The sequence below is a fragment of the Kribbella sp. NPDC054772 genome, assembly GCF_053611945.1.
In genome coordinates this window covers 243,392-260,015 of the sequence record NZ_JBSHBJ010000009.1, presented here as the reverse complement: position 1 = coordinate 260,015, position 16,624 = coordinate 243,392, and the positions used below count along the sequence as shown (strand labels likewise).

The following is a 16,624-nucleotide window of genomic DNA, read 5'->3' as shown; positions in this document are numbered from 1 at the left end:
GCCCCCCGGCCCCCCCCCTCACCCGCCCCCGCCCCCCACACCCCTCCCGCGGCCCCCCCCCCCTTCTCCGGGGCCGCCCCCTCAAACGGTGCTAGTACGTGTTGTCGTGGCGGGGGCCGGCGTACCAGTTGAGGGCGGCTCGGAGTTCGTTGACCTGGGTGACGCGGCGCGGGTGGGTGGCGCCGTGGGCGATCGGGTAGAGGCGCAGGGCGCCGTGGTGGCGGCGGTGCGAGACGGGGAGTTGGTTCTGGTACGGCGGTTCGAGCCAGGCGATCAGCCACGGACGTTTGACGTCACCACCGACGCGGATCCGCGGTACGCCGTTCCAAGGGACGGTGGCCTCGCGGTAGGCGCGGGTGACGGTCAATCCCTCGGGGGACAGGCGCAGGACGACCTTGGGTCTGAGGACGAGGATCCAGTGGCGGATCGCGAAGTACCCGAAGGTGAGAGAGACCAGGGCGGAGAGGGTGGAGAGGACCGGGTGCTGGGCTTGGAGTTGCGGGTTGCTGGGGATGAACGCCAGGCCCAGGAAGGTGGTGATGGCGGCGAAGACAGCCGATCGCGCGCGGCTCGTGGTGAAGGTCGCGCCGACGACCTGCGGTTGGGGCAACTGCGGAAGCTGCAGTTGGGGCTGGTGCGGTCGCGGTAGCTGGGGAGGCTGCGGTGGACTCAGATGCGGTGGGTTCAGTTGCGGTGCGCTCGGCTGCGGTCGGCTCTGTGGTGGTGGGAGGTGCTTGGTTGGGGTTGGGAGGATGAGGGTGGGGGGATGCAGGAGGGCGGTTGGGGCCGGCGGGCTGAGGGTTTGCAGGATTTCGGCCGGCGTCGGGCGGTGAGCGGGGTCGCGGGCGAGGCACCGGCGTACGACGTCGTACAGCGGGCCCGGTAGCGGCGGGATGTGCGGCTGCTCGTTGACGATTCGGTGCAGCAACGACGCCGGGTTCCCGGTCGCGAACGGTCCCCGCCCGGACGCCGCGAACACCAGCACCGCTCCCAACGCGAACACATCACTCGCAGGCCCGATCGCGTTCCCCGTGATCTGCTCCGGCGACAGGTATCCCGGCGTACCGATCACGACGCCCGTCGCCGTCAGGCTCGTCTCCTCCAGCGCCCGCGCGATCCCGAAGTCGATCACCCGCGGGCCGTTGTCGGTGAGCACGATGTTCGACGGCTTGAGATCGCGATGCACCAGGCCGCTCGCGTGGATCGCCATCAACGCCTCGGCCAGCCCGGCCGCGAGCGACCAGACACTGTCCGGCGACAAAGGCCCGGAGGTCTCGATCGCCTTCTGCAGCGTGGATCCTGGCAGGTACTCGGTCGCCAGCCACGGCCGGTCCGCGTCCGGATCGGCGTCGATCACCGCCGCCGTGAACGCTCCGCTGACCTTCCGTACCGCGGCGACCTCGCGCGCGAACCGCGCCCGGAACCCCGAGTCACCGGCGAGCTCATCGCGCACCACCTTCACCGCGACCAGCCGGCCGCCCGGCGACCGCGCGAGATAGACCGCACCCATCGCTCCACGGCCGAGCCGGCCCTGGATCGCGAACGACCCGACCACGGCCGGATCCTGTGGATGCGTAGTCATCGGGCGTCACGCTAACGCGCTTCAGGATCGCGGGTACCCGATCTCGGCGATCCCCTCCGCGAGGTCGTCCAACCGCCGCTGCCGGTTGAGCGACGTCACGACGTACTCCGTCAACGGCATCAGCGCGTACACGTGCCGGATCGCTTCCAGGTCGAGCGCCACCTCGTAGTACTCCTCGGCGAACGTCAGGTACGCCTCCGGCCGCCCGTCGGCCACCAGATCGAAGAGCCGGTCCGCCCCGTCGGCGTCGACGTTCTCGACCGGACCGCATCGCCAGGACGAGTCGTCGGTCGTCCGCCAGAAACACACCGTCGCCCGCGGCGCACCGGCCGGGTCCCAGAACGCCTTGTCGTCCCGCGCCTCGCGGAACACCTCCGGTACGCCGTCCAGCAGCCCCGGCCACCACTCCATGTCGTTCCCGTACGGCGACATCGGCGACTCGTGATCGAACCCGTACGCGAACGCACCGTCGGGTGAGAACACGATCGAGTACTCGTTTCCCGACCCGTCGCGCATCAACGCCGCTTCCTCGGTCCCGGACCAGCGCGCGTCGAACTCGTAGTACCGCGTGCTGTCGTCCTCGTTCAACACGAGATCGAGCACCGCCAACGCCCGGCTGACCCGCCGTACGACGCTGATTTCCGGCATCTGCCGCACCACTTCGAGAACTGACACAGCGCCATTCAACCGAGTCCGCGGTGCACGGCTCAGAACGGGTCGAGGTAACGGCCGCCGTACCCCATGACGTCGGTGCGGAATTTCTCGAGTTGCTGCGTGCGCTTGCGCGTCGACCGGCCGAGCCCGACCGGGAGCACCCAGTAGCTTCCATCCTCACGGCGTGACACCGGCACCTCGTCGGGAGTGAGGGTCGCGTCGAGCCAGACGACCACCCATGGGCGCTTCGAGTGCCAGACGACGCGAATCTGCCCGACGGCTTGCCACGGCGCGATCAGTTCGCGACGACCGCGTTTGATCGTGAGCGCTTCCGAGGCGAGCCGGAGCTCGGCCCGCGGACGCAGTACGGCGATCCACGCGCGGACCGCGAGGACGACAAACAGCAGGCAGACGAGATTGAAGAACACGTCCGAGACTGGATTCTCGTAGTCCAGATTGCGGGGAAAGAAGCCGACGACGAAGAAGGTCGCGATCGGCGCCCAGATCATCGCCCGCACGCGCGACGTACGGAACGTCGCGCTGAGTTCCTTCACCTGCTGCTCCACACGGGCCTCCTGACCGGGATCGAGTCCTCACCGTATGGGCTGAGGACCCCCGCGTGGGCCGGTCAGGAGCAACCTGTGGATAACTACCGGCGCTGGACGGCTTCCTCGGCGACCTCGACCAGTTCACGGTCGGTCGCCTCGGTCTCCGCGTCGTGCGCCGGCTCCAGCCGGTCATGCGCGATCAGCGACTGGATGGCCCGCAGTACGGCGCTCGCCGCGGCACCCCACGTGGAAACGTAGGAGAACTGCCACCACCACAGCGCCTCGACGACCCGGCCGTCCTCGTAGTGCGCGAGGCCGTGCACCAGGTCGGTCGCGATCGCGGTCAGGTCGTCGGAGAGCCGGTTCACGGTGATCTCCGGCGGAGCGGCGTACGGGTCGAAAACCTCGGCGTACTCGTCGAGGCCCTCGAACAGCACCGCGAGCCGGTCGCGCATCGCGTCCAGGTCCGGATCCGGTCCGGCGTCGCTCTCGAAGCGCTCCTCCGGGACGAAGTCCTCGAAGGCGCCGAGCCGGCCGCCGGCGAGCAGCAGCTGGCTGACCTCGAGCAGCAGGTACGGCAGGGAGGCGAGGCCCTCGTCGACCCCGTCCTCGTCCGGCTGCGCGGCGATGTCACGCACCGAGATCAGGAAGCTCCGGACCTGGTCGGCGATCTGTTCCGCGAACTCGGTCAGGTCCTCGCTGTCCGTCCCCAAAGCGCGTTCCGCAATATCGGTTGGTTCAGTCATCGATCGATCGTCGCCCTTCAAACGCCCGTCCGAGGGTGACCTCATCCGCATACTCGAGGTCACCGCCTACTGGAAGTCCACTAGCCAATCGGGTCACGCGCAACCCCATGGGTCGCAGCAAGCGGCTCAGGTACGTCGCCGTCGCCTCGCCCTCCAGGTTCGGATCGGTGGCCAGAATGATCTCGGTCACCTCTCCGCTGGCCAGCCGCTGCATGAGCTCCTTGATCCGCAGCTCGTCCGGCCCGATGCCTTCGATCGGCGAGATCGCACCGCCGAGCACGTGGTACCGGCCACGGAACTCGCGGGTGCGCTCGATCGCCACCACGTCCTTGGCCTCTTCGACCACACAGATCAGACTCAGGTCCCGGCGCGGGTCACGGCAGATCCGGCACTGCGGGTCCTCCGCGACGTTGCCGCAGATCTCGCAGAACTTGACCTTCTCCTTGACCTGCACGAGCACGTGCGCAAGCCGCCGTACGTCGGTCTCGTCCGCGGCGAGCAGGTGGAACGCGATCCGCTGCGCGGACTTCGGACCCACTCCGGGCAGGCGCCCCAGCTCGTCGATGAGATCCTGAACGGCCCCCTCGTACACGTCAGCCCGGGTTCTGACCGGGCTCGCCGGTCGCGCTCCCCGGGTTCGTGAACCCGACACCGCCGTTCTGGTCGCTCTCGCTGCCGGGCTTCGGTGCGTTGCCCGGCTTCGGCTCGTCGTCGCCGGACTCGACCGCGGGCTGCGCCGCACCGGGCAGGGTGAAACCTGCCGGCCCGGGCTGGCCGGACTGCCCCGACGGGCTGCCGCCGAAGCCGGGGATGCCGCCCTCGCCACCGAACGCACCGCCGAGCCCACCGGCCAGCGGACCCATCGCGGCGGCCGCGGCCTGCTTCGCGTTCTCCGAGGCGTCCCGGACCGCGGCGACGATCAGGTCGGCCAGCGTCTCGGTGTCGTCGGGGTCGACGGCTTCTTTCTTGATGTTCAGGCTGAGCAGCTCGCCCGTGCCGGACACCAGGGCGGTCACCAGACCGCCACCGGCCGAACCCTCGATCTCCTGACCTTCCAGGTCGGCCTGCGCTTCCATCAGCTGGTTCTGCATCGCCTGCGCCTGCGCGAGCAGGTTGGACATGTCGAAGCCCCCAGCACCGCCACCGTCGAACACTGCGATCTCCTCGTCCGAACCGCTCTCCCGAGCCCCGTACTTACCGTCCCGGCCTCGACACACCGTTTCCGGGCCTGTCTCCCACCGGAGCCTCAACACTAGCCGGTCCCTCGGACAAGCCCAGCGCGACCCAGAAACCGACCAGTCTCCCCATGGTTACCCACAGTCTTGTGGACATCTTTATCCACAGCCCTGTGGATTATGTGGATACCGAGCGTGACTCGGGCCCGCAGCCTGTGGACGGGCCTGTTACCAGCGGGTGGCGCCGGCGTGAACTCAGTTGGGCTCTTCGGTGATGATCTCGGCGCCGAGCGTGTCCCGCAGCAGGTCCGTGTGCGACCGCGAGTCCTCCTCGAGCACCAGGTCGTCCTCGCCGATCGAGTCCGCTTCCTCCTCCGGCGTCAGCTGCACCTCAGGTGCAACCGGAGCTGCAGCCTTCCGCGCCTGCTCAGCAGCAACCGCCGCCTCCGCAGCCCGCCGCTTACTAGCCGCCTGCTCCCGCCGATCCCCCACCGGCTGCTGAGCCTGCGGGGCCTTCTGAGTCTGCGCCGCCTGCTGTTGCCGCGCCGGACGCGCCCCAGGCCCGTCCTCCCACGGATCAGGCTCCGGAGGTACGTCGTACTCATCCGGCGGCTCCCGCAACGCAACCGCCGCCCCAGCCTCCTCACCCCAAGCCCCACTCCGACCACCAGCGCTATTACCCCGCCTAGCCCCCGCGCCCGCGCCACCAGCAGCCCCAGCACCTGGCGCACCACCAGCAGCGCCGCCGCGACCTACGACCGCGCCACTTGCGGCACCACCAGCAGCACCGCCTGCAGCAGACCCGGCACTTCCTGCACCACCAGCTCCGCCACCTGCAGCCTCGGCGCCTGCAGCCCCGCTCAGACCTTCGACGACCGCTGCGCCACCCGCGACGCCGGCACCATCGGAAGCTGCCGCACCTCCGCCGAGACTTCCGGCCCCGGTCGTGCCACGAGCACCATCCGAACTACCTGAGCCTGCCGAGCCAGCTCCCGCAGCCACGTTCCCAACTCCACCGGCACCGGGCCCGCCGACGCCTGGTCCACCAGCACCCGGTCCACCCGCGCTCGCACCCGACCCACCTGCGCCAGACCCGCTCGCACCGAACCCGGCTCCTGGCTCGCCGGCTCCGCCTGCAGCACCCGCACCAACTGCAGCGCCACCCGTGCCGGGACCACCGGATTGTGCTCCGGGGCCGCCGGTCTGCGAACCGCCGCCACCGGACTGCGGACCGGAGGCACCGGACTGCGGCCCAGCACCGCCGGGTTGCGGACCCGACCGGCTCGCACCGCCAGCACCCGGATCCGTCGACGGGTCAACAACCGCTTCGATCCGGCGGTTGACACCGATGGTGTCGATCATCGCCTGCCGAAGAATCTCATCGCTGCCAGAACGCGCGAAGCTCTCTCGCGCACCGGCGTTCACCAAACCGAGCGTCAGGGTCTGATCGTCGATCGCAATCACCTGAGCGTTCTGGCTCAACATGATCCACGCGAACCGACGCTTCGCCTTCACCGCATCCAGCACCTCAGGCCACAACCGCCGAATGTCCACCAACCCAACAGCCCCACCCGCCGCAGCCTGCGCAGGCGCGGACTGTGCGGGCGCCGACTGCGCGGGCGCTGCGGACTGTGCGGGCGCGGACTGCGCGCCCGGAGCAGCCGACACCGACGGCTCGTCCCCCCAAGACCCCGTACGCGCTCCACCCCCAGACGCCGCAGCACCAGACCCAGTGCCACCGGACCCAGCTCCACGCGGCGCCGCGCCAACAGACGCTGTGCCACCCGCCCCCGCGTCATCCGACGCGGCTCCAGCGGCAGCACCAGCCGCCGCCCCGCCCACACCGTGAGCCACCGCAGCGCCAGCGTTGCCGGACTGACCACCACTAACCGCACCATCACCGGACCCACCGCCGGGCCCGCTCGCGCCGCCTGGGCCGCTCGCGTCAGCCGCACTACCTGCGCGATCGGCGCTGCCTGGAGCACCGGTACCTCCGGCACCGCCCGGGCCACTTGCATCGCCCGCGGAGGGGGTGTGTGTGGTGTCAGCGCGGCTGCCGGCTGCAGCTGCTCGGGCGGCGGCTCGGCTCGCGGACGCGTCCGCCGGTGCGCCAGAACCCGCGTCACCATGGGAGCCCGCTCCACCGGCCGCGCCCATCCCGGCGGCACCGGGAGCTCCCGAGGCGCCACCACCGACCGAGCCGGCGGCACCCGGCGCGAAGTCCGGCGTACCTCCGGGGACTCCGATCGCCAGGCGGCGTTCCATGCGGTCGAGGCGTGCCTGGATGCCGTTGGTGGAGTCGTCGGCGCCGGGCAGGAGCACCTTGGCGCAGATCAGTTCCAGCTGGAGCCGGGGCGCAGTCGCCCCACGCATCTCCAGCAGACCCGCCGCGACGATGTCAGCCGCCCGCGTCAGCTCAGCCGGGCCGATGCCGGCGGCCTGGGTCTGCAGCCGCTCGCCCTGGTCCTCGGCGGCCTCGATCAAGCCGGAGGTAATGGCAGACGGTACGGCGGACAGCACCACGAGATCCCGCAGCCGACGCAAGAGGTCCTCGGCGAACCGCTTCGGGTCCTGACCGGTCTCAATGACCTTGTCGATCGTCTCGAACACCGCCGCGCTGTCGTGCGCCGCGAACCCGTCAACGCACGCGTCGAGCAGCGAATCCGGCGTGAACCCGAGCAGCGCGACCGCCAGCTCGTACGTCACCCCTTCGGGCCCCGCGCCACCGATCAACTGGTCGAGCACACTCAGCGAGTCACGCACCGAACCGGCGCCGGCCCGCACGACCAGCGGCAGTGCCTGGGACTCGATCGCGACGCCCTCCGCCTCGCACAGGCGAGCCATGTACTCGGCGAGGACCTTCGGCGGCACCAGCCGGAACGGGTAGTGGTGGGTCCGGGAGCGGATCGTCCCGATCACCTTGTCGGGCTCGGTGGTCGCGAAGATGAACTTGAGGTGCGGCGGCGGTTCCTCGACCAGCTTCAGCAGGGCGTTGAAGCCCTGCGTGGTCACCATGTGCGCCTCGTCGATGATGTAGATCTTGTAGCGACTCTCGACCGGCGCGAAGAACGCCCGCTCGCGCAGGTCGCGGGCGTCGTCCACACCACCGTGCGACGCCGCGTCGATCTCGATCACGTCGATGCTGCCAGGCCCGCCGCGCGCCAGGTCGGTGCACGACTTGCACACCCCGCACGGCTCGGCGATCGGGCCTTTCTCGCAGTTGATCGCCCGGGCGAGGATCCGCGCGCTGGTGGTCTTCCCACACCCACGCGGACCGGAGAACAAGTAGGCGTGATTCACCCGGTTGTTACTCAACGCGTTCCGCAGCGGCGCGGTGACATGGTCCTGCCCGATCACCTCCGCAAACGTCTCCGGGCGGTACCGGCGATACAGAGCAAGAGGCGCTTCCACGCGGCAACCCTAGCGCCGCCCCCGGACATTTCCCCGCCCACTCCACGTAGCACCGGCGCGTGGCAGGGATCGGGTCGGTGATACGGCGGCCGCCTAGGGTGGGCGGGATGTGGACTGGGGACGAGCGGCAGCAGGGCGTGATTCAGCGGGCGCGGGAGGCGTTTGTCGCGGACTCGCGGGTTCTCGCGGTGTACCTGATCGGGAGCTTCGCGACGGGGGCGGCCGACCGGTTCAGCGATGTCGATGTCCATCTGGTGGTGGCTGACGACAGTACGGCGTGGTTCGAGGAGCACTGGGACGACGTACTGCGGGAACTCACCGGGCCGACCGTCCACGCGGACCGGATTCCCGGGCTGATCGGCGGGTTGGGGATCACGCCGGACTGGCTGCACGTGGACCTGATCATCCACCCGCTGGCGTCCTTCGACCGGTTTCAGTACGACGGCGTCAAGGTGCTGTTCGACCGGGACGGGACGCTGTTCCCGGACGGCGACATCGCACCGCAGGGTGGCCGGCCTGGTGAACCGTACTGGCCGGCCGGCACCGTCAACCTCTTCTTCTACTTCCTGGGCAACCTGGTCACAGTCCTCGGTCGTGACGAACGGATCGTCGCGAACCAGGGCGTCGGCGTCGTCCGCGACCAGCTCGTCGCCCTGATGCTCGCCGAACGCGGCGTACGCCGGACCAGCGGAGCCAAGCGCCTCAACGCCCTACTCTCCGACGAACAACGCGCCGCCCTCGAAGCCATCCCAGCGGTCGGCACCGACCCGGCCGACGTGATCGCCGCGCACCAGTACATCTGCCGCCAGTTCATCACCCGCGGCACCGCCCTGGCCAAACTCACCGACAACCCGTGGCCCACCGAGTTCGTCGACGCGACCCTCCAACACCTCCACAACCACTTCCACCTCAACTTCACCTAACCCACCGCCGTACGCTCCCCGCATCACTCCCCTTGAGGTTCCTCCGGGGCCGGCTTCTCCGGGAGGTGGCTGGCGGCTTTCTGGCCGGTGGGGCCGAGTTTGTTGAGGGCCTTGCGGACGCCGTCCACGACCGCGTCGCCGACGGGGTTGTCGTTGGTGTCGTCCGGGTCGCCGATCGCGCCGCTCGAGCTGGAATCCACGGGGCCTCCTCGGATTGGTTGCCGCAGGCACAGATGCCCACAGCAACCAACCTACGTATGCCGGGGACTCACTTCATGTGATAGTTCGCGAACCGGGTCCGCAGATCCTTCTTGGAGAACTTGCCCACCGACGTCTTCGGCACCTCGTCGATGAACTCGACCGCATCCGGCAGCCACCACTTAGCCACCAGCGGCTGCAGGTACTCGAGGATCTCCTCGCCGGTCACACTCGAACCCTCGACACGTACGACGCAGGCAAGCGGCCGCTCGTCCCACTTCGGGTGCGGTACGCCGATCACCGCGGCCTCCTTGACCGCGGGATGGGCCATCAAGAGGTTCTCCAGCTCGACCGAGCTGATCCACTCGCCACCGGACTTCACCAGGTCCTTGGTCCGGTCGACGATCCGCACCGAGCCGTACTGGTCGATCGCGGCGACGTCGCCCGTCTTCATCCAGCCGTCCTCGGTGTTCAGTTGCGCACCGTCGTCGGGCCGGTAGTACTCCGCGGCGATCCACGGGCCGCGGACCTGCAGCTCACCGGTCACCTCGTCGTCCCAGGGCAGCGGCGTGATCGAGCCGGGCTCGACGATTCGCACCTCGATGCCAGGCAGCGGGAGACCGGCCCGAGCCCGCAGATGCGCCTGCTCCTCCTGCGGGAGATCCGTGTTCCGCGCCGGGACATGGGAAGCGGTCGCCACCGGGCTCGTCTCCGTCATCCCCCACGCCTGCAGGATCGGCCGGCCGAGCTTCTCCCGGAACGCCTCCGACAACGCCTCGGGTACGGCGGACCCGCCGCACGGGATCCGCCGCAACTTGGGGAGTTCGACCCCGTCGAGCAGCGGTAACAGCCCCTGCCAGATCGTCGGCACGCCCGCGGACAGCGTCACCTCCTGCTCCTGCAGCAGCTTGAGAATCCCCTTCGGGCTCATGTCCGGCCCCGGGAACACCAGCGACGCACCCGCCATCGGCGCCGCGTGCGCGAGACCCCAGGCGTTCGCGTGGAACATCGGCACGACCGGCATCACCTTGTCGGTCTCGGTCAGCCCGATGCCGGAGTTGGTGAGGACACCGATCGAGTGCAGCCAGGTGGACCGATGCGAGTAGACGACACCCTTCGGATTCCCCGTCGTACCGCTCGTGTAGCACATCGCGGCGGCCTGGTTCTCGTCGTCGACGTGGAACTCGACCGGGTCCGCGGCGGCGAGCAGCTCCTCGTAGTCGTGGAATCGCGGATCGTCCGGGATCTCGGCGCCAGGCGCGCCCGGTGGCAGGTCATCCATGACGACGATGTGCCGCAGCTGGGTCAGCCGGTCGAGCAGAGGTAGGAACAGCCCGAGCAGCGACCGGTCGACGAAGACGACCTCGTCCTCGGCGTGATTCGCGATGTAGACGACCTGGTCCGGGAAGAGTCTGATGTTGAGCGTGTGCAGCACCCGACCGGTGCAGGGCGCGGCGAAGTACAGCTCCAGGTGGCGGCCCGAGTTCCACGCGAAGGTGGCGACGCGGCCGTCGGGGCTGATCCCGAGCGCGTCCAGGACGCCACCCAGACGTCTGGTGCGGTCGGCCCACTCGCCGTACGTCAGGGTGACCGGCGCCGGCCCGCCGGTGTGCACCGTCTTGTCCGGGTAGAACTGCTCCGCACGACGGAAGATCGTGTCCAGTGACAGCTGGTAGTTCTGCATCAGACCCTTCATGCACACACTGTGCCAGTCGCGATGTCACCTTGACCATGACCTCAACCGGACTTTCTCCGGCACTCTTCCGGAACCGGCGCCTGCGGCAACAGCAATCGACCGATCACCGAAGAACACGTTCGGTTGGTATATGACACGACATACGTGTCGTGTAATATGTCTGGTATGAAGGTTGTCGAGGAGCTTCGCTATCTCGTGCTGGCGATTCAGCGCGAGGGCAACCGGCTACTCGCGGCCGAGTTGCGCCCGCTGGGCATCACGCCTTCCCAGGCTGAGGTTCTGCGCGTCCTTCGCGACCACGGTCCGATGACGCTCAACGCACTGGGGGCACTACTCGTCTGCGAGACCGGCAACAGTCCGAGCCGGCTTGTGGACCGGCTGGTCGCGCAGGGCCTGGTGAAACGCGGGATCGACCAGGTCGACAAGCGCTATCTCACGCTCAGCCTGACCCCGCAGGGCCGCGCCCTGCACCGCCGCATCATCACCGCGGAGAACCGGCTGCACCGCACGATGCACGACCTTGTCGCCGGCCAGGCGCTCGACGAGACCATCACCACGCTCCGCACCCTCGCCGACGCCTTTCCCGCCGGGGCCGCGCTGGCCCGCCGACGGGGTCCCGCCCTCGCCCACCAGGAGAACTAGTCATGGAACAGGCCACCGAGACCATCCACGCCGGCCAGGCAGCGATCCGTCAGGTCCTGCTCGACGCCCTGGGACTGCCGGAGTGGAACGAGGCGTTCCTCGCCATCGACGGCCCCCGCGAGACCAACCCGGGGACCCGCTACTCGCTCCGGGTCCGGCCGGGCTTCTCCGGCGAGCTGCAGTACACGGTCGTCGAGGCGGACCGTGTCGAGATCGTGTGGCACGTCCCGGGCTTCCGTGAGGTCGGGACGTGGACCATCGGAGCGGACAGCCGGGTCACCCACACGTTCGAGCAGTCCGGCCCGCTCGCGACCGTCCTGCGCCCGGCGTACCGGAACATCGCGACCATCCGGCTGGCCCGCCTCGCCAACCGCGTCCGGCAAGTGCAACTGGCCCATACCGCCTGACACGTGCGCGAACTACGCTCACGCCATGCTGACGAAGGTCCGTGACACCAGGCTGTACGTCGACCGGCGCGGGCCCGAGGACGCGCCGCCGCTGCTGTTCGTCCACGGCGGCCCCGGCGCGGGCTCATACGACTTCCTGGCCTTCCAGGGCGACCACCTCGGCGAGAGCTTCCGGCTGATCGCCGTGGACCAGCGCGGAGTGCAGCAGTCCGACCCACTCACCGGACCGGTCACGGAACAGGACCTGGTCGCCGACTACGAGGCCCTGCGCGAGCAGCTCGGCATCGAACGCTGGGCGGTCCTCGGCCACTCGTACGGCGGCCGCATCGCACTCCGGTACGCCGTCGCGCACCCGGACTCGATCACCAAAGTCGTCTTCGAGAACCCCGGCTGGGACATGGTGCTCGCTACCGACACCCTCGTCCGGGCCGCGCTGCCACTGCTCCCCGGCGCTGAGGTCCCACCGCACACCGGCCCAGCGACGAAGGCCATGTGGGACGAACGCACCGATCTGCTCGCCCAGCTCGGCGACCGGCGCATGGAGATCTACCTCGGCCCGGACTCCCGCGACCTCCAGATGCCCGCGGACACCGAGATCTCCGACGAGTACCACGAGCGGTCCGGTCACTTCTCCGAGCAGATCACCACATCGGCCAGCTTCGGCGAGCCGCTGCTGCCGTCGCTCGCCAAGCTGTCCCACCCCGCCCTACTGATCAAAGGCGAGTACGACCCGGTCACCAGCCCGGAGGAGATCGCGCTGTTCCGCTCCGACGTACCGAACGGCACCTATTACTACGCGACCGGCGCCGGTCACTTCGTGCACGCCGAGCAGCCGGACCTCTTCACCCGGCTGGTGACCGACTACCTCAGCTGAACGCGAGCGGGACGGCCCGCTTGTGAGCGGTACGGCGGTGCGTCGCGATGATCCGGCTCGCCGCCTTCTCGTCCACGTCGTTGCCCTCGAGGAAGTCGTCGATCTCGTCGTACGTCACGCCCAGCACGTCCTCGTCCGGGACGCCCGGGTTGTTCGACTCCAGGTCGGCGGTCGGGACCTTGCCGGTGATGTCCGGCGACGCACCGAGCCGCTCGCCCACCGCGCGGACGCGGCGCTTGGACAGCCCGGACAGCGGCGTGAGGTCGCAGGCGCCGTCGCCGTACTTCGTGAAGAAGCCCATCACCGCCTCCGCCGCGTGGTCCGTGCCGACGACCAGACCGCCGCGGGCACCGGCCACGACATACTGCGCGACCATCCGCTGGCGGGCCTTGATGTTGCCGACGTGGAAGTCCTCACGGTCGCCGAGCCCGGCGTGCCGGACCGACTCGACCATGGCGTCGGTGGCCGGCTTCACGTCGACGACCAGCGTCTCGTCCGGCTTGATGAACTCCAGTGAGCGCTGCGCGTCCGCCTCGTCGGCCTGAACGCCGTACGGCAGCCGCATCGCGACGAACGTCGCCTGACCGCCCTCCGCCCGCACCCGCTCGACCGCGAGCTGGCACAGGCGCCCCGCGGCGGCGGAATCGACCCCGCCACTGATCCCGAGCACGTACGCCGTCGCGCCGGTCCGCCGGAGCCGGTCAGCCAGGAACTCGACCCGCTGCTCGATCTCGCCGTCCACGTCGAACGTCGCCGGCACGCCGAGCTCGGCGATGATCAGTTCCTGCAGGTAACCGCTCTCGGGGTTCATCGATCTCCTCAGTCTTGGGGAGACCAAGCCTAGACATGAGGATTCCCCGCGCACCCGGAAGAGCTCACTTACCCTTGCTGCCTTCCGGCCCTGGGGGGTTTGGGCGAGATACCGCCACGCGGGGAACCAGCCATGAGTGTACGGGATCGAGTCACCGCGCCCGAAATCCGGCACGGCATTTACTACCCGTCGCGCACAACGGAAGCCCCGATCGGCCTCTGGTGCGCCCTGAGCGAACAGGGGTGCGGGGTCCGCCGATCGGGTTCAAGCTGGGTGGGTGACGGATCATCAATTCGGCCCGTTCGGGATCACCACCGGGCTCGACAGCAGTGCGGAGTCCATCGCGGCGGCGCGAGCGGCCGAAGAGCTCGGGTACCCGGTGATCTGGCTGTCCGGCGGGCCACTGCCCGGACTGCAGACGATCACCGACCTGGTCGGGGCCACGACGTCGATCCGGTTCGTCAGCGGGATTCTGGCGGTGGTGAAGTACAGCGCGGCCGACGTGAGCGCGAGGTACGCCGTACTGGAGACGATCGCGCCGGGGCGGTTCACCGTCGGTCTGGGTGGGGCTCACGGCGCTAAGCCGCTCGCCACGCTCAACGCCTACCTGGACGAGGTCGACGTACCTGTGGAGCGTCTGGTGCTCGCTGCGCTCGGTCCGCAGATGCTGAAGCTTGCCGGCGAGCGGACTGCCGGCGCGTACCCGTTCCTGACCACTGCGTCGTACTCTGCCGAGGCGCGGAAGGTCCTGGGCCCGGACAAGCTCCTGGCCGTCAGTCACCTCGTTGTCGTCGAGAACGACGCGGACCGGGCGCGCAGCATCGCGCGGGACACCATCAGCTTCTTCACCCACATCCCGGGGTACGTCGCCTCGCTGAAGCGGCAGGGGTTCACTGACAGCGACCTGTCCGAGCTGCCGGACGACATGGTCGATTCACTCGCCGCGTGGGGCAGTCCGGCCGACATCAAGGCCAAACTGACCGAACACCTCGACGCCGGCGCCGACCACGTCGCAGTCAACGTCCTCACCGGCGTGACCGGCCCACAGCCGGTCGAGCAGTGGCAGGCGCTAGCTCCCGTGCTGCTCAGGTAGCTGCTTCTCGTACAGCCGGTATCCCGGGCCGGACTCGATCAGCTCCTGCAGCGCCTCGACGTCCCCCGGCCCGATCGGCCGCAGCACCAACTCCGCCATACGCGCGACCCTAGCCGCCGCCCCGATTTCGGATTCGCCACCACCGCCCGGTATCCTCTCCGCTTGGAGGATTCGCCTAGAGGCCTAGGGCGCACGCTTGGAAAGCGTGTTGGGGGCAACCCCTCACGAGTTCGAATCTCGTATCCTCCGCCAGTCTCCCAGAGACAACCGGAAACCCCGTTCTGCAGGTCAGAGCGGGGTTCTCGCGTTTCGGAGGCACCCACGGCGGGGCAGCCGGGCCCCGGTCGACGGAGCAGGAGGAACGAGTGGCACAGATCATCGCCGAGGTCTCGCGGACGTTCAACGAGTTCCTGCTGCTGCCGAACCGGACCCGGACCGACTGCTCACCGGGGACGGTAGACCTGCGCACGCCCCTGGTGCGGCACCGTGTGGGGGAACCATCAGCGATCGAGCTGGGCTCCCCGTTCACCTCCGCGATCATGCAGGCGGTCAGTACGCCGGAACTCGCCATCGCGCTCGCGCGCAACGGCGGCCTGAGCTTTGTGCACCACAACCAGCCGATCCAGGACCAGGCCGCTGCGGTCCGCCGGGTGAAGAACTTCAAGGCCGGATTCGTCACCAGCGACACCAACGTCCGTCCCGACGACACTCTGAGCGTGTTGGTCGACGTCATGCGTCGTACCGGCCACAGCACCGCCGCGGTCACAGACGACGGGACCGCCACCGGCCGCCTGCTCGGCCTGGTGACCTCCCGGGACTTCCACCCCCAGCGACACGACCTCGACGGACCAGTCAGCGGTCGGATGACTCCCATGCCGGACCTGCCCCACGCCGGGCCCGACACCACGCTCTCCGAGGCCAACGCCCGGCTGTGGGACGAACGGCTCGACTCTCTCCCGGTGGTGGGCGACGAGGGCCACCTGCAACATCTGGTCTTCCGATCGGACTACGCCGACAACAAGCGCTTCCCGCACCAGATCGTCGACGCCGCCAAGCGTCTGCGTGTCGGCGCTGGCATCAACACCCACGACTACCAGGAGCGAGTCCCCGCCTTGCTGGAAGCGGGCGCGGACGCCCTGTGCTTCGACTCCTCCGACGGCTACAGCGACTGGCAGGCAGAGGCCCTGACCTGGGTGAAGAAGCAGTATCCCGAGATCCCGGTCGGCGGTGGCAACGTGGTCGACGGTGAGGCGTTCACCTTTCTCGCGGAGGCCGGCGCCGACTTCGTCAAGGTCGGTGTGGGCGGCGGCTCCATCTGCATCACCCGTGACCAGAAGGGCATCGGCCGCGGCCAGGCCAGCGCGGTCCTGGATGTCGCCGCGGCGCGGGACGCGTTCCACGAACGCACCGGCGAGTACGTGCCGATCTGCTCCGACGGCGGGCTGGTCCACGACTACCACGTGGCCCTGGCGCTGGCGATGGGCGCCGACTTCGTGATGATGGGCCGGTACTTCGCCCGGTTCGACCAAGCCGCCGGCGCGAAGCTCCCGACCCGGGACGGCTTCGTCAAGGAGTACTGGGGCGAAGGCTCGAACCGTGCCCGCAACTGGCAGCGCTACGGCCAGGGCGGTCAGGGCCTGATCTTCGAGGAAGGCGTCGACGGCTACGTCCCGTACGCCGGCGACCTCGACGAGGGCCTCGCCGTGACCATCGCCAAGCTCAAGACCACGATGGTCTCCTGCGGGTCCACCACACTGCCGGAGTTCCAGTCCACCGCCCGGCTCACTCTGGTCTCCGAGCAGAGCTTCCAGGAGAGCCACGCCAGCGTCACCCTCCGAGACACCCCAGCAACGATCGTCTGAGG

Annotated in this window: 17 protein-coding genes, 1 tRNA gene and 1 other RNA gene; 7 read left to right on the top strand and 12 right to left on the bottom strand. The window is 69.2% G+C overall.

Translation table 11 applies throughout. The annotated features are described in order from the left end of the window. Positions 1 to 91: 91 nt before the first annotated feature. The 7 genes from ACWGID_RS18015 to ACWGID_RS17985 all read right to left on the bottom strand — a co-directional run bounded on the left by ACWGID_RS18015 (position 92) and on the right by ACWGID_RS17985 (position 8,116). On the bottom strand, positions 92 to 1,582 hold the full coding sequence (locus ACWGID_RS18015; protein WP_452197831.1) for a serine/threonine-protein kinase: 1,491 nt from the start codon (positions 1,580 to 1,582) through the stop codon (positions 92 to 94). 21 nt (positions 1,583 to 1,603) lie between these two features. Continuing rightward, positions 1,604 to 2,257 (bottom strand): hypothetical protein, encoded by a 654-nt coding sequence (locus ACWGID_RS18010; protein WP_452197829.1) that lies wholly within the window; start codon positions 2,255 to 2,257, stop codon positions 1,604 to 1,606. Positions 2,258 to 2,289: 32 nt separating this feature from the next. Beyond that, entirely contained in the window at positions 2,290 to 2,802 is a 513-nt protein-coding gene (locus tag ACWGID_RS18005; protein ID WP_452197827.1) for a hypothetical protein, read from the bottom strand. A gap of 83 nt (positions 2,803 to 2,885) precedes the next feature. Continuing rightward, positions 2,886 to 3,530: a DUF5063 domain-containing protein gene (locus tag ACWGID_RS18000; protein ID WP_452197825.1), complete on the bottom strand. Its 645-nt coding sequence runs from the start codon at positions 3,528 to 3,530 to the stop codon at positions 2,886 to 2,888. Continuing rightward, positions 3,523 to 4,122, bottom strand: a complete 600-nt coding sequence (gene recR / locus ACWGID_RS17995; RefSeq protein WP_452197823.1) for a recombination mediator RecR — start codon at positions 4,120 to 4,122, stop codon at positions 3,523 to 3,525. The genes ACWGID_RS18000 and recR overlap by 8 nt, the downstream gene beginning before the upstream one ends. Before the next feature lies 1 nt (position 4,123). Then, positions 4,124 to 4,684, bottom strand: coding sequence for a YbaB/EbfC family nucleoid-associated protein (locus ACWGID_RS17990; protein WP_452197821.1), 561 nt, complete (start codon positions 4,682 to 4,684; stop codon positions 4,124 to 4,126). Positions 4,685 to 4,960: 276 nt separating this feature from the next. Next, the gene (locus tag ACWGID_RS17985; RefSeq protein WP_452197819.1) at positions 4,961 to 8,116 is read right to left on the bottom strand and encodes a DNA polymerase III subunit gamma and tau; all 3,156 of its coding nucleotides are present in this window, start codon (positions 8,114 to 8,116) and stop codon (positions 4,961 to 4,963) included. A 107-nt stretch (positions 8,117 to 8,223) separates the two neighbouring features. Between ACWGID_RS17985 and ACWGID_RS17980 the strand changes: the two genes are divergently transcribed. Next, positions 8,224 to 9,039: a nucleotidyltransferase domain-containing protein gene (locus tag ACWGID_RS17980; protein WP_452197817.1), complete on the top strand. Its 816-nt coding sequence runs from the start codon at positions 8,224 to 8,226 to the stop codon at positions 9,037 to 9,039. 23 nt (positions 9,040 to 9,062) lie between these two features. Here the strand turns inward: ACWGID_RS17980 and ACWGID_RS17975 are convergent, their stop codons facing one another. Beyond that, positions 9,063 to 9,239, bottom strand: coding sequence for a hypothetical protein (locus tag ACWGID_RS17975; RefSeq protein ID WP_452197815.1), 177 nt, complete (start codon positions 9,237 to 9,239; stop codon positions 9,063 to 9,065). A gap of 68 nt (positions 9,240 to 9,307) precedes the next feature. Further along, positions 9,308 to 10,933 carry a long-chain fatty acid--CoA ligase gene (locus ACWGID_RS17970; protein ID WP_452197814.1) on the bottom strand — a complete coding sequence of 542 codons (1,626 nt, stop codon included), beginning with the start codon at positions 10,931 to 10,933 and terminating at the stop codon, positions 9,308 to 9,310. Between the two features lie 165 nt (positions 10,934 to 11,098). Here ACWGID_RS17970 and ACWGID_RS17965 point away from each other — a divergent pair, with 165 nt between their 5' ends. Genes ACWGID_RS17965 through ACWGID_RS17955 form a run of 3 tightly spaced genes read left to right on the top strand, consistent with a single transcriptional unit; the run spans position 11,099 to position 12,856 of the window. Beyond that, on the top strand, positions 11,099 to 11,575 hold the full coding sequence (locus tag ACWGID_RS17965) for a MarR family winged helix-turn-helix transcriptional regulator (RefSeq protein ID WP_452197812.1): 477 nt from the start codon (positions 11,099 to 11,101) through the stop codon (positions 11,573 to 11,575). Between the two features lie 2 nt (positions 11,576 to 11,577). After that, positions 11,578 to 11,982, top strand: coding sequence for a hypothetical protein (locus ACWGID_RS17960; RefSeq protein ID WP_452197810.1), 405 nt, complete (start codon positions 11,578 to 11,580; stop codon positions 11,980 to 11,982). A gap of 25 nt (positions 11,983 to 12,007) precedes the next feature. After that, positions 12,008 to 12,856, top strand: coding sequence for an alpha/beta fold hydrolase (locus ACWGID_RS17955; protein WP_452197808.1), 849 nt, complete (start codon positions 12,008 to 12,010; stop codon positions 12,854 to 12,856). On the opposite strand, the gene nadE is transcribed toward ACWGID_RS17955, so the two are convergent. Then, positions 12,849 to 13,667 carry an ammonia-dependent NAD(+) synthetase gene (gene nadE, locus ACWGID_RS17950; protein ID WP_452197807.1) on the bottom strand — a complete coding sequence of 273 codons (819 nt, stop codon included), beginning with the start codon at positions 13,665 to 13,667 and terminating at the stop codon, positions 12,849 to 12,851. The two genes, ACWGID_RS17955 and nadE, sit on opposite strands and share 8 nt — an antisense overlap. A 34-nt stretch (positions 13,668 to 13,701) precedes the next feature. Continuing rightward, positions 13,702 to 13,798: signal recognition particle sRNA small type (ffs, locus tag ACWGID_RS17945), an RNA gene on the bottom strand. Positions 13,799 to 13,944: 146 nt separating this feature from the next. Between ffs and ACWGID_RS17940 the strand changes: the two genes are divergently transcribed. Then, the gene (locus ACWGID_RS17940; protein WP_452197805.1) at positions 13,945 to 14,760 is read left to right on the top strand and encodes a TIGR03620 family F420-dependent LLM class oxidoreductase; all 816 of its coding nucleotides are present in this window, start codon (positions 13,945 to 13,947) and stop codon (positions 14,758 to 14,760) included. Here ACWGID_RS17940 and ACWGID_RS17935 read toward each other — a convergent pair. Beyond that, complete coding sequence (locus tag ACWGID_RS17935; RefSeq protein ID WP_452197804.1) at positions 14,737 to 14,859, bottom strand: hypothetical protein; 123 nt, start codon at positions 14,857 to 14,859, stop codon at positions 14,737 to 14,739. The genes ACWGID_RS17940 and ACWGID_RS17935 overlap by 24 nt on opposite strands. 65 nt (positions 14,860 to 14,924) lie before the next feature. Here ACWGID_RS17935 and ACWGID_RS17930 point away from each other — a divergent pair. Then, positions 14,925 to 15,012: transfer RNA gene (locus ACWGID_RS17930), tRNA-Ser, on the top strand. A gap of 113 nt (positions 15,013 to 15,125) precedes the next feature. Beyond that, positions 15,126 to 16,622: an IMP dehydrogenase gene (locus tag ACWGID_RS17925; protein ID WP_452197802.1), complete on the top strand. Its 1,497-nt coding sequence runs from the start codon at positions 15,126 to 15,128 to the stop codon at positions 16,620 to 16,622. Positions 16,623 to 16,624 lie beyond the last annotated feature (2 nt).